Annotated in this window: 16 protein-coding genes; 15 read left to right on the plus strand and 1 reads right to left on the minus strand. The window is 48.2% G+C overall.

Translation table 11 applies throughout. The annotated features are described in order from the left end of the window. The first annotated feature begins 14 nt into the window (after positions 1 to 14). The 13 genes from QUE61_RS00830 to lpxC all read left to right on the plus strand — a co-directional run bounded on the left by QUE61_RS00830 (position 15) and on the right by lpxC (position 15,613). Positions 15 to 1,538 carry a UDP-N-acetylmuramoyl-L-alanyl-D-glutamate--2,6-diaminopimelate ligase gene (locus tag QUE61_RS00830; protein WP_286307088.1) on the plus strand — a complete coding sequence of 508 codons (1,524 nt, stop codon included), beginning with the start codon at positions 15 to 17 and terminating at the stop codon, positions 1,536 to 1,538. Then, positions 1,538 to 2,986, plus strand: coding sequence for a UDP-N-acetylmuramoyl-tripeptide--D-alanyl-D-alanine ligase (locus QUE61_RS00835; RefSeq protein WP_286307089.1), 1,449 nt, complete (start codon positions 1,538 to 1,540; stop codon positions 2,984 to 2,986). The genes QUE61_RS00830 and QUE61_RS00835 overlap by 1 nt, the downstream gene beginning before the upstream one ends. Beyond that, the gene (gene mraY, locus QUE61_RS00840) at positions 2,977 to 4,146 is read left to right on the plus strand and encodes a phospho-N-acetylmuramoyl-pentapeptide-transferase (RefSeq protein WP_286307090.1); all 1,170 of its coding nucleotides are present in this window, start codon (positions 2,977 to 2,979) and stop codon (positions 4,144 to 4,146) included. The genes QUE61_RS00835 and mraY overlap by 10 nt, the downstream gene beginning before the upstream one ends. Before the next feature lie 15 nt (positions 4,147 to 4,161). Continuing rightward, the gene (murD, locus tag QUE61_RS00845) at positions 4,162 to 5,850 is read left to right on the plus strand and encodes a UDP-N-acetylmuramoyl-L-alanine--D-glutamate ligase (RefSeq protein WP_286307091.1); all 1,689 of its coding nucleotides are present in this window, start codon (positions 4,162 to 4,164) and stop codon (positions 5,848 to 5,850) included. Beyond that, a complete protein-coding gene (gene ftsW, locus QUE61_RS00850; protein WP_286307092.1) occupies positions 5,847 to 7,088 on the plus strand; it encodes a putative lipid II flippase FtsW in 1,242 nt (413 codons plus the stop codon). The genes murD and ftsW overlap by 4 nt, the downstream gene beginning before the upstream one ends. Next, complete coding sequence (gene murG / locus QUE61_RS00855) at positions 7,085 to 8,155, plus strand: undecaprenyldiphospho-muramoylpentapeptide beta-N-acetylglucosaminyltransferase (RefSeq protein ID WP_286307093.1); 1,071 nt, start codon at positions 7,085 to 7,087, stop codon at positions 8,153 to 8,155. Before ftsW ends, murG begins: the two co-directional genes overlap by 4 nt. Next, positions 8,152 to 9,558 carry a UDP-N-acetylmuramate--L-alanine ligase gene (murC, locus tag QUE61_RS00860; RefSeq protein WP_286307094.1) on the plus strand — a complete coding sequence of 469 codons (1,407 nt, stop codon included), beginning with the start codon at positions 8,152 to 8,154 and terminating at the stop codon, positions 9,556 to 9,558. Before murG ends, murC begins: the two co-directional genes overlap by 4 nt. Beyond that, entirely contained in the window at positions 9,551 to 10,576 is a 1,026-nt protein-coding gene (locus QUE61_RS00865) for a D-alanine--D-alanine ligase (RefSeq protein WP_286307095.1), read from the plus strand. The genes murC and QUE61_RS00865 overlap by 8 nt, the downstream gene beginning before the upstream one ends. Continuing rightward, positions 10,573 to 11,475 (plus strand): cell division protein FtsQ/DivIB, encoded by a 903-nt coding sequence (locus tag QUE61_RS00870; RefSeq protein WP_286307096.1) that lies wholly within the window; start codon positions 10,573 to 10,575, stop codon positions 11,473 to 11,475. The genes QUE61_RS00865 and QUE61_RS00870 overlap by 4 nt, the downstream gene beginning before the upstream one ends. After that, positions 11,472 to 12,701 (plus strand): cell division protein FtsA, encoded by a 1,230-nt coding sequence (gene ftsA, locus QUE61_RS00875; protein WP_108507703.1) that lies wholly within the window; start codon positions 11,472 to 11,474, stop codon positions 12,699 to 12,701. The genes QUE61_RS00870 and ftsA overlap by 4 nt, the downstream gene beginning before the upstream one ends. A 63-nt stretch (positions 12,702 to 12,764) precedes the next feature. Continuing rightward, a complete protein-coding gene (gene ftsZ, locus QUE61_RS00880; RefSeq protein WP_286307097.1) occupies positions 12,765 to 14,066 on the plus strand; it encodes a cell division protein FtsZ in 1,302 nt (433 codons plus the stop codon). Positions 14,067 to 14,177: 111 nt separating this feature from the next. Next, positions 14,178 to 14,678 carry a peroxiredoxin gene (locus QUE61_RS00885; protein ID WP_286307098.1) on the plus strand — a complete coding sequence of 167 codons (501 nt, stop codon included), beginning with the start codon at positions 14,178 to 14,180 and terminating at the stop codon, positions 14,676 to 14,678. Between the two features lie 20 nt (positions 14,679 to 14,698). Next, on the plus strand, positions 14,699 to 15,613 hold the full coding sequence (lpxC, locus tag QUE61_RS00890) for a UDP-3-O-acyl-N-acetylglucosamine deacetylase (RefSeq protein ID WP_286308221.1): 915 nt from the start codon (positions 14,699 to 14,701) through the stop codon (positions 15,611 to 15,613). Here the strand turns inward: lpxC and QUE61_RS00895 are convergent. Then, the gene (locus QUE61_RS00895) at positions 15,603 to 16,085 is read right to left on the minus strand and encodes a hypothetical protein (protein ID WP_286307099.1); all 483 of its coding nucleotides are present in this window, start codon (positions 16,083 to 16,085) and stop codon (positions 15,603 to 15,605) included. The two genes, lpxC and QUE61_RS00895, sit on opposite strands and share 11 nt — an antisense overlap. Positions 16,086 to 16,140: 55 nt before the next feature. Here QUE61_RS00895 and secA point away from each other — a divergent pair, with 55 nt between their 5' ends. Then, positions 16,141 to 18,897, plus strand: coding sequence for a preprotein translocase subunit SecA (secA, locus tag QUE61_RS00900; RefSeq protein ID WP_286307100.1), 2,757 nt, complete (start codon positions 16,141 to 16,143; stop codon positions 18,895 to 18,897). A 27-nt stretch (positions 18,898 to 18,924) separates the two neighbouring features. Further along, positions 18,925 to 20,151 carry a bifunctional glutamate N-acetyltransferase/amino-acid acetyltransferase ArgJ gene (gene argJ / locus QUE61_RS00905; RefSeq protein ID WP_286307101.1) on the plus strand — a complete coding sequence of 409 codons (1,227 nt, stop codon included), beginning with the start codon at positions 18,925 to 18,927 and terminating at the stop codon, positions 20,149 to 20,151. Positions 20,152 to 20,163 lie beyond the last annotated feature (12 nt).

Genomic DNA, 20,163 nt, shown 5'->3' on the forward strand with positions numbered 1-20,163 from the left:
TGGCCAATATGCAAATGACCCATCGCGATGTATTGCCTTATTTAAGGCTAAGCCTTGTACCCAGCGCCAAATTGGTTGCAGATACCCGTCTTATTACAAAGGGCGATGTGTTTCTAGCCTACTCGGTTGGACACGGGAAGGCCCTCCGAGATGGACGGATTTATATCGCTCAGGCACTCTCCCGAGGGGCTACCTATGTGTTATATCAACCAAACACTGATGAAGCACAAAACCTTGCTTGGGAATCCGATTTGGATGAGCGTTGCATTGCGGTTCCTGAGCTTGCCAAGCATGCTGGATGGTTAAGTTCAGTGTGGTATGGCAAGCCCAGTGAGGTGGTGCCAGTGATTGGCGTGACTGGCACGAATGGTAAGACCAGTGTGACCCAATGGCTTGCACAATGCTTATCTGAGAGAGCTGCCGTGATCGGTACACTCGGTAGTGGCTTTCCAAACCAATTACAAGGACTGGGGTACACCACCCCAGATGCGCCCCGCCTACAAATGGAGCTTGCTAGCTTAAAAGCAAAAGGGGCTGAATATATTGCGCTCGAGGTATCTTCACATGCCCTAGAGCAAGGACGTGTGAATGGCACTCACTTTGCTTGCGCCGTCTTTACGAATCTTAGCCGTGATCACTTGGATTATCACGGCAGCATGGCAGAGTATGGTGCCGCAAAAGCCCGACTTTTTCTTGATTTTCATCCAAAGAATGTTGTGATCAATATTGATGATTCCTTTGGACGCGAGCTACTAATGAGTATGGCCACGCGCGAGGGTGTGGAGATTTGGGCATACGGTATGTCTCAAAGCTCATTTCAGGGATTAGAAAAATTACAAAGCCGCTTCAAAGCTATATATTTTCAGGAGTACACATTTGGAAAGAATGCCTATCAATGTCAGTTGAGTATTGATGGAGTCAATCATTCGGTCACTATTCCTGTATTAGGCAAATTTAATTTAAGTAATGCCTTAGCCGTGATTTCAACCCTGATGGTCTTTAGAATTCCAGATGCACTGAAGCGACTCTCGAACCTAAAACCTGTTTTAGGTCGCATGGAAGTGATTCACAGTGATCGCGCAGACACCCCATTGATGGTGGTTGATTACGCCCACACCCCTGACGCATTACAAAAAGTTTTAGAAACCTTAAAGCCCATTGCGCAAGGGCGCGGAGGAAAATTGTTGTGCGTATTTGGCTGTGGTGGTGATCGGGATCAAGAAAAGCGCTCCATGATGGGTACAGTTGCGCAATCGATCGCTGATCATGTGATCATTACAAGTGATAACCCACGCTCCGAAGACCCACAAGACATCATGAATATGATTGTGGCTGGTATGAGTGACCATCACACCTCATCCGTTGAGCTCATTGCAGATCGCGCTGCAGCCATCATGACCGCAGTTAGACAAGCTCAAGCCCACGATGTTGTTCTAGTTGCCGGTAAGGGCCATGAGACCACTCAAGAAATTCAGGGAAAACGTTTTGACTTTTCGGATCAAGCGCATTTGCGGCTGGTGAGTGGAGGAGCGGTTTGATGCAAGCCATTCCAACCATGACTAATCTTGCTCATATCCATGCCTTACTTCCAAATAGTCAATTGCATAACATAGGTATGGTTGAAGCACGCGATCAACTAATTAGTCAGGTTGGAACCGATAGTCGTCATCTTTCAACCGGAGAGCTTTTTGTAGCACTTAAAGGCGATCGCTTTGATGCGCACAGTTTCTTAAGTGCTGTGGCCGAGCACGGTGCTTCTGCTGCCTTGATTAGTGAAAAAACATCCTGCCCAACAAGTTTGCCAGCTGTTTATGTAGACGATACCCGCAAGGGACTCGGAGAGCTTGCCGCCGCATGGCGAGCTCAGTTTGCATTGCCTCTGGCAGTGGTGACCGGAAGTAATGGCAAAACAACCGTCAAGGAAATGATTGCAGCAATTTTCAGAGAAGCAGTTAGCCCGTCTGAATTGCTTGTGACCGAAGGAAATTTAAATAACGATATTGGTTTGCCGCTTACATTATTAAAGCTTCGTCCTTCGCATCGCCTAGCCGTGATTGAGTTAGGCATGAATCATCCGGGAGAGACTGCCGAGCTTGCAATGATCGCTCGCCCAACCATTGCACTCATTAATAACGCGCAACGAGAGCATCAAGAGTTCATGGAAACCGTTGATGCGGTGGCGCATGAGCATGCAGATGCTTTACGTGCACTTCGGTCTGATGGCGTAGGTGTATTTCCAGCAGATACCCCATATACCGCTTTATGGAAAGGAGCTTGCGCTTGCAAACGGCATTTAGAGTTTCGCTGGTTAGATCAGGCCCCTAATACAAATTTGGAATCAGATTCCGTGATTGATGGTTATTTACTTGCGGATGGTCAGATTCAAGTTCGAACATCAATCGGTTCGATTCAGGTGAAACTCAATACACTTGGGGAGCATAACTACCGTAATGCCTTAGCCGCTACTGCTGTGGCTATTGCTGCACAAATTCCGTTGTCGCAAATTAAAGCCGGCTTAGGGCAATTCATGCCTGTATCGGGTCGGATGCAGCGGATCACGATATCCCAGAATATCGAACTCATCAACGATACCTATAACGCTAATCCAGATTCGGTCGAAGCCGCTGTTAAGGCATTAGCAGCTTTTCGTGGTGAGCGCCACCTCGTTTTAGGTGACATGGGAGAAGTGGGTTCGCAGGGCCCCGCTTTTCATCAGGAACTTGGGAAGTACACGGCGCAATGCGGTATTGAGCATTTCAAGACGATTGGTTCTCTAACGAAAGAAAGTCATACAGCATATTTACGTGAGAGACCTACTGGGGATGCACGTCATTTTGATGACATTGATTTATTGAATCGCGAGTTGCTTCAGAATCTTAGGCAATTTGACCAACGTAATGTTTGTATCTTAGTTAAAGGATCCCGATTTATGCGGATGGAGCGGGTAGTGCAAGCTCTCATTGAGGGAGTGAAACCATGCTCTTGATCTTGGCCCAATGGTTACAAGACGATTATGGATTTTTCCGGGTCTTCTCATATATTACCTTTCGTGCCGTGATGGCGACGATGACCGCACTTCTGATTGGTCTTGTCTTTGGTCCTTGGGTCATTCGGAAGTTGACCATGATGAAAGTGGATCAAGCGGTCCGTACCGATGGACCGCAATCGCATTTAGCGAAGGTTGGCACCCCTACTATGGGCGGCATATTAATCCTCATTGGTATTTTTATCTCTTGCATATTGTGGGCTGATTTAAGTAATCGCTTTATTTGGATCGTCATGCTAGTGACCTTTGGTTTTGGTGCGATTGGTTGGGTCGATGACTATCGCAAAGTGGTCTATAAGAATCCCAAAGGGATGCCTTCGAAAGAAAAATTCTTTTGGCAAACCTTGATTGGTTTATTTGCAGCAATTTATTTAGCGTTCTCGGTTTCAGAAGTCAATAACCTGAAGGTTCTACAGTTATTCATGAGTTGGGTCGAGAGCGGCTTTTCCTTAGATCTGCCAGCCAAGTCAAACTTAACCGTACCCTTTATGAAAGAAGTGAGCTACCCCTTGGGCGTCATGGGCTTCATCATTTTGAGTTACTTAGTCATCGTAGGTAGCAGTAACGCGGTGAACTTAACCGATGGCCTAGATGGTTTAGTCATCATGCCCGTGATTTTGGTGGGCGCTGCACTAGGAGCCTTTGCCTATGTTATGGGTAACTCAATCTACGCGAAGTATTTGCTATTTCCTCATATTCCGGGTGCCGGTGAACTATTAATCTTTTGTGGAGCAATGGGTGGTGCAGGCCTAGCATTTCTTTGGTACAACGCGCATCCCGCCCAAGTTTTTATGGGTGACGTAGGCGCTCTCGCTCTGGGCGGCGCCCTAGGAACCATCGCAGTCATTGTTCGTCAAGAGATTGTTCTCTTTGTGATGGGCGGGATTTTCGTTGCTGAAACAGTCTCGGTGATGATGCAAGTTCTATGGTTCAAGTTCACCAAAAAATATTATGGTGAAGGACGACGTATTTTCCGGATGGCGCCTTTGCATCATCATTTTGAACTTGGCGGATGGCGCGAGACGCAAGTAGTTGTGCGTTTTTGGATCATTACGATTTTGTTGGTACTCGTTGGCTTGTCAAGCCTTAAGTTACGGTGAGAAACGATTAATACGATGAACCAGCGCTTACTTTACCCATTTAGTTCCAGCCATGGCGATGAGTTCGCCAGACTAACTTCACCACAAATCCTAATTGTGGGTTTAGGTGAATCTGGCTATGCCATGGCGAAGTGGTGCTTAAGCCAGGGCGCACAAGTACAACTTGCTGATACACGCCCTCTCTCGAAGCTAAATTCACAACAACAAACTTGGCTTAGTGAGCTTAAGGATGAGGGACTCAAGTCCTTTACCCCTGAAGTAAGCGATTGGAAGGGATTGCTCGAGCAAGCTGATATTTTAGGAATCAGCCCTGGCTTATCGCCACTGCAAGAGCCCGCTAATTCATTTTTAGCCATCTGCGAGGAGCGCAAGATCCCTGTTTGGAGCGAAATCGAATTTTTTGCTCGCTCACTTGCTGCTTTGAGTCGGATGGCTTTAGAAGCTGACACGAAGTATCAGCCTAACATTCTGGCAATCACTGGTACCAATGGCAAAACAACCACGAGCGCATTAACGGCTCAGATTTGTGAACGAGCAGGTCGCCGTGTTGCTTTGGCTGGCAATATTAGTCCAGCCGCTCTTGAAAAATTGAGTAGTGCATTGAATGAGGCAGATAGTTTTGCTGATTTGCCTCACATCTGGGTATTGGAGTTATCGAGTTTTCAGTTGCACTTTACCCACACTCTGAATCCAACAGCCGCAACCATTCTTAATCTCTCGCAGGATCACTTAGATTGGCATGGCGATATGAAGTCCTATGCTGCTGCGAAGGCTCGCATTTTAGGAAGGGATTCAGTTTTAGTTCTAAATCGAGATGATTTACTAGTGAATGAAGTATTTAGTCATACAGTCGATCATAAGGTTATCTCTTTTGGAAGTGACACGCCAACGGAGAGTGACTCATTTGGTATTGAGCGTGATTTAAATGGTGGTGGAATCGATTGGTTGGTTTGGGCGGAGCCTGACGAAGCGACCCAAGCGATGGAGCAGGAGGAGGCGCAAGAGGGATTCATAAAGCGTCGCCGTCGTAGGAAAAATAATGCGTATGAAGAGGCAGATACCTTACGACTCAAGCGGTTAATTCCAGCAGATGCGCTTCGTATTCGAGGTCGACACAATGCCCTCAATGCACTTGCCGCACTTGCTCTTGCCCGTGCTGCAGGTTTAGGGATTAGCTTACTTTTACATGGCTTACGTGAGTACCAGGGCGAACCGCATCGGGTTCAAACCATTGCTGTGATTCAAGATGTGGAATACATTGACGATAGTAAGGGTACCAATGTGGGAGCAACCGTTGCTGCATTGATGGGCCTAGGGGCTGCCTCAGGCCAAAAAAATATATGGCTCATTGCGGGCGGTGATGGAAAAGGCCAAGATTTTGCTCCCTTATCTGAACCGATCGATCGATTTGTAAAAGGCCTCATCGTGATAGGCCGTGATGGCCCAGCCATTAAGTCAGTATGCTCAAGCGCGATCAGCCGAGGCAATTTACAAGTGATCGATGCAAAGGATTTGGAGTCAGCTGTTCAGTCGGCAGCTCAATATGCATCAGCGGGTGACCTTGTTTTGTTATCTCCGGCGTGTGCGAGCTTTGATATGTTTAAAAACTATCAACACCGTGCGGACGTGTTTGTGGATGCTGTTCATGAACTCGCGAATCAATGGAGTAATAGTCCCAATGAACATCTAGGGGCATCGGCATGAATATTCGTCAGAACCGTTTTTGGAATATCTCGCGCGAAGGCTTTGATGGCTTTCGTTCTGGATTACGAGACGCGGTATCCGGCGTTGAGCAAACTCGATCGCGCATGATGGAATATGACCAATTACTAGTTTGGGCAGTTTTATCCCTGAGTCTTATTGGATTGGTCATGGTTTATTCGGCCTCGATTACCTTGGCAGATGGTCCCAAATATGCCAACTACAGTAGTAATCACTTTTTGATTCGGCATTTGATCTCGCTTGGAATTGCGGTGTTTGTTGGGTTTTGGGTCTTTAAGATTCCGGTGAAAACTTGGGATAAGTTGGCTCCCTATATTTTTGCAGTCACCATTTTGCTCTTAATTGCTGTTTTGATTCCTGGAATCGGTAAGGGTGTAAATGGAGCGCGGCGTTGGATTTCCTTGGGCGTGATGAATTTCCAACCATCCGAGCTGATGAAATTCGCCGTCATTATCTTTGCGGCCAGTTATACCGTCAAACGCCAGGAGCATCTGCACTCCTTTGTAAAGGGCTTCGTACCCATGGGTCTTGCAGTTGCCTTGGTTGGGCTATTGCTGATGCTTGAACCCGATATGGGAGCCCTCATGGTGATTGCCATCATTGCCATGGGCATTTTGTTCTTAGGCGGTATCAATGCCAAATTATTTGCTGGCTTAACGATTGTAGGTGTTGTGATTGTGGCGACCGTGATCGCATTATCCGAGTTTAGGCGTCAGCGCATTTTTGCATTCTTAGATCCTTGGCAAGCCGAGCATGCTGCGCGCAAGGGTTATCAATTGGTTCACTCCTTGATGGCCTTTGGACGTGGTGAATGGTTTGGTGTTGGTTTGGGAGGTAGTGTTGAGAAGTTGCATTACTTACCTGAAGCGCACACCGACTTCATCTTGGCTGTGATTGGGGAAGAACTCGGTTTTGTGGGTGTATTTGTAGTGATTCTGCTTTTTTATTGGGTCGTGCGTCGGGCATTTCTGATTGGGCGTACTGCATTGCAATTGGATCGTAGCTTTGCGGGCTTGTGCGCCAAAGGCATTGGTATTTGGATCGGTTGGCAAACGTTTATCAATATGGGTGTGAATTTAGGCATCTTGCCAACTAAAGGATTAACTTTACCGCTCGTAAGTTATGGGGGTTCAGCCATTTTGATGAATATGGTGGCTTTCGCGGTCTTATTAAAGATTGATTACGAGAACCGAATTTTGATGCGCGGAGGTAAGCTATGACCCTCGTTACGCGCTCTGTTTTAGTCATGGCCGGGGGAACGGGTGGACATATTTTCCCGGGATTAGCCGTTGCAGAGTATTTGCGTAAGCAGGGTTGGTCCGTGTCGTGGATGGGCAACCCTAGTGGTATGGAATATCGCTTAGTACCTGCAAAAGGATTTACTTTTGAGGGCGTGCAATTTGGCGGCTTGCGGGGCAAGGGAATGCTGACAAAGCTGCTGATGCCCTTTCGGTTGGTGCGCGCCATGATGCAAAGCTGGAAAATTTTGCGTCGCTTGAAGCCAAGTGTGGTGTTAGGTATGGGGGGCTATATCACCTTCCCAGGGGGTTTAGTGAGCTACTTAATGGGTCGGCCTTTGGTGCTGCATGAGGCCAACTCGGTAGCTGGAAGTGCAAACCGAGTGTTGGCACGATTTGCTGACCGAGTCCTCACTGGATTTCCGCACACACTCGAACATGGCCAGTGGGTGGGTAATCCGATTCGAGGGAGCTTTGAAGTGCTGGGTGATTGTAAGGCGCGCTATGCAATGCGTCAGGGCCCACTGCATTTACTTGTGGTTGGTGGAAGTTTGGGGGCTGCCGCACTCAATACAGTGGTCCCAGAAGCGCTAGCCTTATTGCCAGACGATCAGCGTCCAAACGTGATGCATCAGACGGGTGAGCAGCATTTGGAAGCAGTGACTAAAAAATATCAACAATTGGGCGTCCGTGGCGAACTAAAGCCATTCATTGAGGACATGGCTGAGGCCTATGCCAAAGCTGATTTAGTGATTTGCCGTGCTGGTGCAATGACCGTAGCCGAGATCTCGGCTGCTGGGGTTGCTGCTTGTTTTGTGCCATTTCCGTACGCAATTGATGATCACCAGACCGCCAATGCTCGTTTTTTGTCCGATGCAAAGGCAGCAATGCTGATGTCTCAAACGGAGTTAGACGCAGCTACGTTGGCAAACTTGATTCTTGGATTGCAGCGCGAGGATTTAGCTGAAATGGCCATGAAAGCGCAGGCGCTTGCAAAGTTTCGTGCGACCGAGGAAGTAGCCTCAATTTGCGAGGAGTGCGCTCGATGAAGCATATCGTTCAGCACATTCATTTTGTAGGAATTGGCGGAGCCGGCATGTGCGGCATTGCCGAAGTGCTGCTCAATTTAGGCTATCGCGTTTCCGGATCGGATTTAGCGGAGTCCGCGGTGACTAAGCGATTAATTGGTTTGGGCGCACAAATTACGATTGGGCACGATGCGAAGAATATCGGCGATGCCGAAGCAGTGGTAATTTCGTCGGCGGTCACTGGTAATAATCCAGAAGTGCTTGCTGCAAGAGCCAATCGGATTCCGGTGATCCAGCGCGCAGTGATGCTTGGGGAGTTAATGCGTTTAAAGCAGGGAATCGCAATCGCTGGTACGCATGGCAAAACCACGACAACAAGTTTAGTTGCCTCGGTCCTTGCAGAGGGTGGCTTCGATCCAACCTTCGTGATTGGTGGAAAGTTAAATTCTGCGGGCGTCAATGCACGCTTAGGGCAGGGTGACTTCATTGTGGTGGAGGCCGATGAATCGGATGCCTCGTTCTTGCAACTCTATCCAGCCATGGAAGTGATCACCAATATCGATGCGGATCATATGGATACCTATCAGCACGATATGACCCGTTTAAAGCAAACCTTTGTGCAATTTACGCAACGCATGCCATTCTATGGAATCGCAGTACTTTGCATTGAAGATAGTAATGTTCGAGATATTCTGCCGTTTGTTTCGCAACCAATCTTACGCTACGGATTTTCTGAAGAGGCTGATATTCGCGCAACGGATATCAAAGCCGTTGGCACGCAAATGCACTTTACAGTTCATCGTCGCGCAATTCGGCGGCATGGTCCCCGACCCGGACCCTTGTCGATGGTTCTTAATTTGCCGGGTAAGCACAATGTTCTTAATGCATTAGCGGCGATTGGAATTGCAACCGAACTAGGCGTGAGTGATGAGGCAATTACAAATGCCTTAGGAAAATTTAGCGGTGTCGGGCGTCGGTTCCAACACTATGGGGATATTGCGTTAGCGGGTGGCGGAGTATTTACCTTGATAGATGATTATGGTCATCATCCCGTTGAAATGAATGCAACCTTAGCGGCTGCACGTGGCGCGTATCCAAATCGGCGTTTAGTTTTAGCATTTCAGCCCCATCGATTTACTCGTACTCGCGATTGTTTTGGTGAATTTGTCAATGTGTTGCGCCAGTTTGATGCGGTGGTCCTCACCAACGTGTATCCGGCTGGTGAGGCACGCATTGCCGGTGCGGACAGTAAAAGCTTGATGAAAGCATTAGGTAAAGCGACTGCAGTCCAAGTGGTTGAAGATCTTCAGGAGATTCCTGCTGCATTAAGTGGACTTCTCCAAAATGGTGATGTCTTGATTACGATGGGCGCTGGCTCCATTTCCAAATTGCCCCAGATGCTCGTGGAGAATGGCCATGGCTAATCCTCAAACGATCCATTCTTGGGGTCAGCAGGTTGCTACGCAACTTGCCCAGTTAACCCCCAGACAATTTGGGCGTGTTGGCGTGTTAATGGGCGGACGTTCTGCCGAGCGTGAGATTTCTCTCTTGTCTGGTCAAGGAGTACTCAATGCGCTTTTAGAAAAGGGTATTGATGCGCATGCTTTCGATCCAGGGGTGCGCAGTCCAGTTGAGATTGCAAACGAACAATTTGATCGTGTCTTTATTTCACTGCATGGCCGTTATGGTGAAGATGGCACGATCCAGGGTCTTCTTGAGTTACTCAATATCCCGTATACCGGTAGTGGCGTTTTGGCCTCGGCCTTGTCGATTGATAAGGTGGTGACCAAGCAAATCTGGCTGAGTCATCAATTACCAACGCCGCGCTACGAGGTCTTAACTGAGGATAGTCATTGGGAGCGTGTCGTACATCATTTAGGACTGCCCTTGATTGTGAAGCCCGCACATGAGGGGTCCTCATTAGGTTTAAGTAAGGTGCGGCGTATTGAAGAGCTTCCAGCTGCCTATGCGTTGGCAGCTAAGTTAGATCGACGGGTTTTGGCGGAGGCCTGCATCGTTGGCCCAGAGCTCACCTGTCCGATTGTGGGCCAGGGTGAGAGCGCCCAAGCACTGCCACTCATTCAAATCATTCCCCCAGAAGCGGGTTATGACTTTCATCACAAATATTTTTCAGATGAGACGCAATATCGCTGCCCTCCAGGGCTTGATCCAGAACTTGAGCGACAGATTCAGGAGCTTGCAGTATCAGCCTATCGTGCGCTGGGTTGCAGGATGTGGGGGCGTGCGGATGTCATGCTCGATTCGGCAAATCAGAACAAACCCTATTTGCTGGAAATGAACACATCGCCTGGAATGACCTCGCACTCATTGGTTCCGATGGCTGCTAAAGCAGCTGGCGTTCCCTATGCCGATTTGGTGATGTGGATCTTAAGTCAGACCTTGGAAGGTGTGCCCTCTTCACCGGGGGTTGATCAATCATGACGGTGATGCAACGGATCTCTGAGGCAATCGGTTTTGCGATTGCACCGATTTGGAATCATGCGCAACGAATGCAAGAAATCACGCGTTGGTTAGTGCGCTTTTTTATTTTGGCTATTGCTCTATTCGTCTTAATATGGCTCAGCCAGCAACCCGTATTTACGTTAAAGCATTTACAGATTGAGTCTGCTGGTCATCAGGACTTAAAGCATGTGCATCTTCCTGCAGTTCGAGCTCAGGTTTTGGATAAAGTTCAGGGTAATTTTTTTAGTGTTCGTTTGCAAGATGTGAAGGATGCCTTCGAAGCACTACCTTGGGTGCGCCATGCGAGTGTGCGCCGTGCTTGGCCCAATGGTTTGATTGTTAGCATCGAAGAGCAAAAACCCTTAGGAGTTTGGGGCAAGGCCGATCAACAAAAGTTACTCAATGTTCATGGTGAAGTATTTGATGGCTCAGTTGCGGAGCTTGATGAAAATAGTCCTCTGATTGAATTTAGTGGACCGGATGGTTCAAGCAAAGAAGTACTGCGTCTTTATCAAAAAGCCAGTACTTGGTTTAAACCATGGGATGCCGAGGTTAAATCATTAACGTTATCGGATCGCTATGCTTGGCATATCAAACTGAGCAATGGTGTGCGTATTGAGTTTGGGCGCGAAGAGGAGCAAGCCAAAGGTGCTCTGGATCAACGCGTTGCACAGCTTTTGCAATATTGGCCGCAGGTTCAGCAAAAATGGCCCAATCGGGTTGACGCAGTCGATCTGCGCTATCCCAATGGGTTTGCTGTGCATATTGTGGGAGCGCCCACTAAACCAAGCACACCCGCTATCAAAGTTGAAATACCGAAGGCATATCAAATCGCTATTTTGAGTCATGACGAGCAACGCATCGAGGAATGGAAATGAGTAAAGACAGCCGCGATTTATTGGTTGGATTAGATATTGGTACATCAAAAGTAGTGGCTTTGGTTGCAGAGCTTAGCCCCGATGGTCAATTCAATGTATTGGGTTTGGGGCAAACCTCCTCAAAAGGACTAAAAAAGGGTGTGGTGGTCAATATTGAAGCCACAGTCCAGTCGATTCAGAAGGCACTCGAGGAAGCAGAGTTAATGTCGGATCGTCGCATTGCTCAGGTTTACACAGGTATCGCCGGTAATCACATTGTGAGCTTTAACTCGAGTGGGATGGTTGCGATTCGGGATAAGGAGGTTGGTACTGGCGATGTCGAGCGTGTTCTAGAAACAGCTAAGGCGATCAACATTCCTACTGATCAGCAAATTCTTCATATCTTGATTCAGGAATTCATCATTGATGGTCAAGAAGATGTGCGTGAGCCGATCGGGATGAGCGGTATTCGTTTAGAGGTCAAGGTGCATATCGTGACTGGAGCAGTAAGTGCGGCACAAAATATTGTGAAGTGTGTCCGCCGCTGTGGTCTCGAAGTCAATGATTTAATTTTGCAACCCCTTGCTTCGAGTTTGGCAGTTCTGACCGAAGACGAAAAGGAACTGGGCGTTGTATTAATTGATATTGGTGGTGGCACAACAGACATCGCTATTTACAGTCAAGGATCGATTCGCCACACCGCAGTGATTCCGATTGCTGGCGATCAAATTACCAATGACATCGCGATGGCCTTACGAACCCCAACGATTGAGGCAGAGGATTTAAAGATTCATCATGGGGTTGCCAAACAGGATATGGCCGACCCCAATGCCATGATCGATGTTCCTGGCGTGGGGGATCGTGAGCCCCGCCCAATGTCCAAACAAGCGCTTGCGGCAGTGATTGAGCCACGGGTTGAGGAACTCTTTACTTTAGTTCGCAACATTGTCCGCGAGTCTGGCTATGAAGACATGGTCTCTTCTGGAATCGTGTTGACTGGTGGCACCGCCATGATGCCGGGCATGGTTGAGTTGGCAGAGCAGGTTTTCTTAAAGCCCGCACGCATTGGCGCACCAGAGTATCGCGGTCATTTACATGAAGTATTGAGAAGCCCACGGTACTCCACCGGGCTTGGTTTGCTCATGGAAGGGCAGGCGCAAATGATGCGTGGTCGCAGAGCAATCCAAGGCGGCAGTTTACAAGGCGTGGTTGCACGCATGAAGGAATGGTTTACAGGAAATTTTTGATTTTTTTCGTCGTCGTCAATCGGTGATCCATGGTGGAAAGCCGATCTTATTAAGGAGGGTGTTATGGAATTTGAAATGGTAGAACAAGAAACAGCTGGCAAGACCATCATCAAGGTGGTGGGTGTCGGAGGCGCTGGCGGCAACGCTGTCCAGCACATGATTCGTCGCAATGTCAACGGCGTGGAGTTTATTTGCATGAATACCGATGCAGGTGCCTTGCAGCGGTCGCAAGCAAGCTTAAACCTACAACTGGGCGAGACTGGCTTGGGCGCTGGCGCGAAGCCAGAGGTGGGCGCGGCATCTGCCGAGCAAGCCCGCTCGCGTATTGCCGATGCATTGCAAGGCGCACATATGGTGTTCATTACCGCGGGGATGGGCGGCGGTACCGGAACCGGGGCGGCCCCAGTGGTTGCTCAAGTTGCTAAAGAAATGGGCATCTTAACGGTTGGCGTGATTAGCAAACCATTTGACTTTGAGGGCGTGAAGCGCTTAAAAGTGGCAGAGATGGGTGCGCAAGAGCTAGAAAAGCATGTTGACTCATTAATCGTTGTTTTAAATGAAAAGCTCTTTGAGGTGATGGGTGAAGATGCAGAATTTGATAAAGCCTTTGCTTGTGCAGACGATGTATTGCATAACGCGGTATCTGGTATTGCAGAAATCATTAATGAGCAGGGCTTAATCAACGTCGACTTTGAAGATGTGAAGACTGTCATGAGTGAGCAGGGTAAAGCCATGATGGGAACGGCGACAGTTTCTGGAATGGACCGGGCGCGTTTGGCGGCAGAGGCAGCCGTTGCATCGCCACTGCTTGAAGGCGTTGATTTATCTGGCGCACGCGGCGTATTGGTCAATATCACTGCCAGTCGTTCATTGAAGTTATCCGAGACCCGTGAGGTGATGGCTGCGATTCGTGGGTATGCTGCTGAAGATGCTACGGTCATTTTTGGAACGGTGTATGACGATAGCTTAGGCGATGCCCTACGAGTAACCGTAGTGGCCACTGGACTCAATGGTTCCCAATCCCTGCAAAAGGATCAACCCCAGTTAATCTGGCGAGCTGCAACAGGTACGAATGATGCAAGTCCAACCATGACCACTTTGGGTGATTTTGCCCCAACTAGCCCAGCTGCTGCGATGAGCCGTAATGTGACCCAAGCGTCGAGCGCCATGGGCTCAACCACAGCTGCCCCAGTTAATCCTGCAGTTGATTATGGTCAGTTTGATGTTCCAAAGGTATTTCGTAATTCTCGAGAGTCTGTGCCTCCAAGCCTTGGTGCTGATAGTTCGCCACAAGCGAAGGCCATGCTTGAGAAAGGGGCGGATTACTATGAGATACCTGCCTTTTTAAGGAAGCAAGCAGACTAATAAATAAACCATACAATAGTGGGTTCGAGGATTGCTAATTCAGTCGCCCCTCCGGACGACGAATCCAGCGCCTGCGTTAGCACCCCAAACCACTATTGATATGGAGATCACATGATTGCTGTAGGACAAAAATTACCAAACGCTACCCTCTACGAGTTTTTTGATGAAGAGCGCGATGGCTGTTCCTTGGGACCCAATGCATTTGAAGTTGAAAAATTAACCGCTGGAAAAAAAATTGTTATTTTTGCCTTGCCTGGCGCATTTACACCAACCTGCTCAGCCAAGCATGTTCCAGGATTTGTGGAGCATTTTGATGCGATTAAAGCCAAAGGTGTTGATGAGATTTGGTGTGTTTCTGTGAATGATCCATTTGTGATGGGCGCCTGGGGCCGGGATCTAAAGGTTGGTAAGAAAGTGCGTATGTTGGGCGATGGTAGTGCTGAGTTCACCAAAAAGTTAGGTATGGAATTTGACCTAACCGCACGGGGCCTTGGTGTTCGCTCACAACGCTATGCCATGATCGTGGATAACGGCGTTGTGAAGCATTTAGCACTCGAGGCACCCGGTAAGTTTGAAGTCAGTGATGCTGCAAATACCTTAAAGCATCTTTAATTGATATTGTGTAGGCCATGGTGCTCAAGCAAAAAACCTTAGCGCAGCCGATCAAAACGGTCGGCATTGGCCTGCATTCTGGTCGTAAATCAACGCTAAGCATTAAACCCGCACCAATTGATTTTGGTATTCAGTTCGTGCGGGTTGATATGCCTAACGCAGTTCCTATTCCAGCCCACGCATTAGCAGTCTGCGATACCCGTTTAGCGTCAGTGATCCAGAGTCAAGGCGTGAAGGTTTCTACGGTTGAGCATTTGCTCTCGGCCTGTTCGGGCTTGGGATTGGATAATTTACTGATTGAGGTCGATGCGGAAGAAGTACCGATCATGGATGGTAGTGCCGCCTCTTTTCTCTTTCTAATTGAGTCCGCTGGTACTGTTGAACAAGAAGCACCCCGCAAATTTATGGTGATTCAAAAGGCGGTGGAAGTGCGTGAAGGCAATAAATTAGCACGCCTAGAGCCACATTTTGGATTTAAGTTGGATTTCACGATTGACTTTAAGCACCCAGCAGTTGATAAAACGGGGCAGCGTTTTGTGGTCGATTTTGCCGAACACGCCTATCGCAGTGAGATTGGCCGAGCTCGCACCTTTGGATTTGCGCATGAGGTGGAAGCCTTGCGTGAGATTGGTTTAGCTCGCGGTGGTAGTTTGGATAATGCGATTGTGCTTGATGAGCATCGCATCTTAAATAACGAAGAGTTACGTTATGACGATGAGTTTGTGCGTCATAAAATTTTGGACGCGATCGGAGATCTCTATCTAGCTGGTCATCCCATTGTCGGAGCGTACACCGCAGAAAAGTCGGGCCATGCACTTAATAACGCACTATTACGAAAGCTCTTAGACGACCCAAGTTCGTATTCGATCGAAACCTTTGATAAGGCTAGTGCCCCTGCGGCCTTTCTGCAAACCCCCGAAAGCATCAACGCTTAGATTTTCTATTTTTCAATAATCGTTCGATTGATTGCCGTAGGGATGACTGCGGAGATAGTTTTTGATAAAGCCCCTCCCAAGCACGTTGAGCTGCTTGGGTAAATTCAGGTGGATCTTCATCCACTCGATTGGTTTTCACTGCTAACTGCTTGGGTTTTACCTTCACCTGAACCTGACGAATGAGCCATTGGTGTTGATTAAGTTCTTTCGCAATACTGGGGGCAATTTGGTGTAAACGGCTGCCAATCGTGGCATTCGGTACCACCAAAACTAGCTCACTAGGGCGATCGGGACGCCATTCAACTAGTAGGGATTGGCTGATGGATGCAAAACCCAGAGAATGCACGGCATTTTGAACGGCATGGGTTAGGGCGTCATGTTTTTTAGCCCGCTCTAGAAGGGGTTTGAAGCCTTGCTCATGGGCTAGGCAATCCTGCCATGGCTGGGCTAACTTAACTAGGGGCTTATTCATCAAAGAGGGGCTCGCGGGTGATAAACTCAATAGCTAAAATTTTTTCTAGATTCCTATGGTACTTGGTCTTATTAAAACACTGGTTGGTAGTAGCAATGACCGCCTTCTCAAGCAATACCGCAAGGTCGTTTCTAAGGTAAATGCCCTTGAGGCCAATCTCCAGGCTTTGGACGATTCTGCCTTACAAGCAAAAACTGCCGAATTTAAGCAACGGATTGCTGCCGGCGAGGCTTTGGATGACCTTGCTGCTGAGGCATTTGCAGTGGTGCGTGAGGCCAGCGTACGGGTCATGAAAATGCGTCATTTTGACGTTCAAATCATGGGAGCCTTGGCCCTTCATCAGGGAAAAATCGCTGAAATGGGTACAGGTGAAGGTAAAACCCTAACCGCAACCTTGGCGGTTTACTTAAATGCACTCTCGGGCAAGGGCGTCCACGTGGTCACGGTTAACGACTATTTGGCAGAGCGGGATGCCGAGTGGATGTCTAAGCTCTACACCTTTTTGGGACTGACCGTTGGTATTAATTTGTCGCAAATGAATCATGAGGCCAAGCAAAAAGCCTATGCCGCTGATATCACGTATGGAACTAATAATGAGTTTGGCTTTGATTATTTGCGTGACAACATGGTTCAGGATGTGGCGCAGCGGGTACAGCGCGGCCTCTCCTATGCAATTGTTGACGAGGTTGATTCGATTCTGATTGACGAAGCTCGGACCCCACTTATTATTTCGGGGCAGGCTGAAGACCATACTGATTTGTATATCAAGATGAATGCATTACCTGCGCATCTTGATCCGCAGGTGGGAGAAGAAAAATCCGATGGTTCGGGCGTGATTAAACCAGGCGATTACTGGGTCGATGAGAAATCCCATCAGGTCTATTTGACTGAGCGTGGCCATGAAAAAGCAGAACAAATCCTGACCCAAATTGGTTTATTGAAAGAGGGTGATTCGCTTTATGCCCCGCAAAATATCAATTTGATGCATCACCTCTACGCAGCCTTACGCGCACACTCTTTGTATCACCGCGATCAACACTACGTGGTTCAGGGGGGTGAGGTCATCATCGTGGATGAGTTCACGGGCCGCTTAATGCAGGGTAGACGTTGGTCGGACGGCTTGCATCAAGCGGTTGAGGCAAAAGAGAAGGTAGGGATTCAGAACGAGAACCAAACGCTTGCCACCATTACCTTCCAGAACTATTTCCGGATGTATCAAAAATTGGCTGGCATGACCGGAACGGCCGATACCGAAGCCTACGAGTTCAAAGAGATCTACGGACTTGAAACGGTGGTGATTCCCCCCAATCGACCCAGCCGTCGACTGGATCGGCAAGATCAAATTTATAAGACCTCGCCCGAGCGCTACGCAGCAGTCACGAAAGACATTAAAGAATGTTATGAACGAGGTCAGCCAGTTCTAGTAGGCACTACTTCCATTGAGAACTCGGAGCTGATTTCTAAATTACTCGATAAAGAAAAGCTTTCTCATCAGGTTCTCAATGCAAAGCAACATGCGCGTGAGGCAGAAATTATTGCTCAAGCGGGTAGGCCAAAAATGATCACAATCGCTACCAATATGGCTGGTCGCGGAACCGATATTGTGCTGGGCGGGAATGTCGAGCGGCAATCAATCTTGATTGAGGCCGATGAGTCCTTGAGCGATGCTGAAAAAGCAAAACGGATCCAGCAGTTAAAAGACGAATGGCAGGGGCTGCATGACGCAGTTGTTAATGCTGGTGGTCTGCATATTATTGGTACTGAACGACATGAAAGTCGCCGCATTGATAATCAGCTGCGTGGACGTGCTGGACGTCAAGGCGACCCTGGTTCGTCGCGTTTCTATCTTTCGTTGGACGACCCTTTATTACGTATTTTTGCAGGCGATCGTTTACGTGCCGTAATGGATCGTTTAAAGATGCCCGAAGGTGAGCCGATTGAGGCGGGAATGGTAACGCGTTCAATTGAATCCGCTCAGCGCAAAGTAGAAGGCCGTAACTTTGATATTCGTAAGCAATTACTGGAATACGATGATGTTGCTAACGATCAGCGTAAAGAGACCTATCGACTTCGCAACCAGATTCTTGAAAGTAAAGATATTGGTGACTTGATTACCAATTTATGCGAAGACGTTTTTACAGCGATTGTTCGCAATTACGTCCCAGTGGAATCGATGGAGGAGCAGTGGGATATCTCTGCACTCGAGCATCTCTTGGCGAACGAATGGGGAATTACCATCGATCTACAGGGGTGGATTGCCAATGCCGATACAGTTGATGATGAAGAAATCGTAGCCCGGGTGATTGAAGCGGCAAAGAACAATTACAAGGCTAAAGAGGAGCTCACGGGCCGTGAGTCGTTTGCAAGCTTTGAGCGTTCGGTAATGCTGTACAGCTTAGATACTCACTGGCGAGAGCATCTAGCTGCCTTGGATCGATTGCGTCAAGGAATTCATTTGCGTGGCTATGCCCAAAAAGATCCAAAGCAAGAGTATCGTCGTGAGGCGTTTGAGCTCTACGCAGAACTTTTGGATGTGGTGAAAAACGATGTGATTAAAACCGTGTTTACGGTCCAGATCAAAAATGCCTCAGAGCTTGATGAAGCATCAGAGACTATTGCCGATGATAGTCAGGTAAAAGAAATGCAATTTAAGCATAACCAGTTTGCTGAGGGAGACAGCATCCCTGTTGAGCAGGTTGAGCATGAAATTGCACCAGCACCAGTTCGCGAGGGCCCCAAAATTGGTCGAAATGACCCTTGCCATTGTGGTAGCGGTAAGAAATACAAGCACTGCCATGGAAAAATTGCTTAATTTGAGGTTTGCCGGTCTAATTTAACGATGGCTGTTAATTTTCCAACCCTTGATCCCAAATCCCTGAGCCCTATTCCTGGGCTTGCTCTTGGGTTTGCACAGGCTGGCATTAAGCGCCCAAATCGTAAAGATGTTTTAGTGATGCGCTTAGCTCCCGGTTCGGCAGTGGCAGGCGTGTTTACTCAAAATCGGTTTTGTGCCGCTCCAGTGCAGTTATGTAAACAGCACCTATTGGAAGCCAATCCAATTGAGGCTTTGATCGTGAATACCGGTAATGCCAATGCAGGAACTGGTGAAGAAGGTCTTCGTCGAGCCTTTCAGACCTGTGAGGTGTTAGCAAAGTCGTTTGGACTGAGTCCAGAACAAGTATTACCCTTTTCAACAGGGGTGATCATGGAGCAACTGCCAGCTGACAAAATTGTGGCTGCAATACCGCAAGCCGTTGCGAAATTAACCGAAGACAATTGGTTTGCAGCAGCCGAAGCGATCATGACAACCGATACCCTGCCTAAGGCAGCCTCGCTGACGATCAATACCGAGCAGGGACCCATGGTGATTACGGGTATCTCAAAAGGGGCTGGCATGATTCAGCCGAATATGGCGACTATGCTGGGTTTTGTGGGGACGAATGTTCAAGTTGATCGAGGCTTACTGCAAGAGCTCACCGCAGAGGCTGCGAACCTGTCATTTAACGCAATCACGATTGATGGCGATACATCAACCAATGATTCATTTATCGTGATAGCTACTGGACAATCATCAATCCGAATTCAGGATCGCTCGGATCCACTTTATAGCTTATTCCGAGAGGGTTTAATTGCTATCTCTCAACAGTTAGCGCAGCTGATTGTGCGCGATGGCGAGGGTGCCACTAAATTTATAACAATTTGTGTAAAAGGCGGCAAAAATAGCCTTGAGTGCAAGCAGGTAGCCAAAGCAATTGCTCATTCTCCTTTGGTGAAGACTGCGTTTTTTGCCAGCGATCCCAATCTGGGTCGCATCCTAGCTGCGGTGGGCTATGCTGGTATCGGCGATCTTGATAGTGGCAAGGTCCAACTATGGTTGGATGATGTTTGGGTTGCAAAAGATGGCGGCCGGCATCCAGACTATCGAGAGGAGCAAGGTCAAGCCGTGATGAAGCAATCCGAAATAACTGTCACGGTTGATTTGGGAAGAGGGGATGCGATGGAGACCGTTTGGACCTGCGATTTATCGCATGAGTACGTCTCAATCAATGCCGATTACCGCTCTTAGCTAAATTCATTA

This window comes from Polynucleobacter sp. HIN5, from assembly GCF_030297555.1.
Classification (GTDB): Bacteria; Pseudomonadota; Gammaproteobacteria; order Burkholderiales; family Burkholderiaceae; genus Polynucleobacter.

Excerpts from the sequence above, each read along its gene's own strand:
- ftsA (WP_108507703.1), top strand. The coding sequence starts at position 11,472 with ATGAGTAAAGACAGCCGCGATTTATTGGTTGGATTAGATATTGGTACA.
- QUE61_RS00895 (WP_286307099.1), bottom strand. The coding sequence starts at position 16,085 with ATGAATAAGCCCCTAGTTAAGTTAGCCCAGCCATGGCAGGATTGCCTA.
- QUE61_RS00835 (WP_286307089.1), top strand. The coding sequence starts at position 1,538 with ATGCAAGCCATTCCAACCATGACTAATCTTGCTCATATCCATGCCTTA.
- ftsW (WP_286307092.1), top strand. The coding sequence starts at position 5,847 with ATGAATATTCGTCAGAACCGTTTTTGGAATATCTCGCGCGAAGGCTTT.
- mraY (WP_286307090.1), top strand. The coding sequence starts at position 2,977 with ATGCTCTTGATCTTGGCCCAATGGTTACAAGACGATTATGGATTTTTC.
- ftsZ (WP_286307097.1), top strand. The coding sequence starts at position 12,765 with ATGGAATTTGAAATGGTAGAACAAGAAACAGCTGGCAAGACCATCATC.
- murG (WP_286307093.1), top strand. The coding sequence starts at position 7,085 with ATGACCCTCGTTACGCGCTCTGTTTTAGTCATGGCCGGGGGAACGGGT.
- QUE61_RS00870 (WP_286307096.1), top strand. The coding sequence starts at position 10,573 with ATGACGGTGATGCAACGGATCTCTGAGGCAATCGGTTTTGCGATTGCA.
- QUE61_RS00830 (WP_286307088.1), top strand. The coding sequence starts at position 15 with ATGACCCATCGCGATGTATTGCCTTATTTAAGGCTAAGCCTTGTACCC.
- QUE61_RS00865 (WP_286307095.1), top strand. The coding sequence starts at position 9,551 with ATGGCTAATCCTCAAACGATCCATTCTTGGGGTCAGCAGGTTGCTACG.
- murD (WP_286307091.1), top strand. The coding sequence starts at position 4,162 with ATGAACCAGCGCTTACTTTACCCATTTAGTTCCAGCCATGGCGATGAG.
- secA (WP_286307100.1), top strand. The coding sequence starts at position 16,141 with ATGGTACTTGGTCTTATTAAAACACTGGTTGGTAGTAGCAATGACCGC.
- QUE61_RS00885 (WP_286307098.1), top strand. The coding sequence starts at position 14,178 with ATGATTGCTGTAGGACAAAAATTACCAAACGCTACCCTCTACGAGTTT.
- murC (WP_286307094.1), top strand. The coding sequence starts at position 8,152 with ATGAAGCATATCGTTCAGCACATTCATTTTGTAGGAATTGGCGGAGCC.
- argJ (WP_286307101.1), top strand. The coding sequence starts at position 18,925 with ATGGCTGTTAATTTTCCAACCCTTGATCCCAAATCCCTGAGCCCTATT.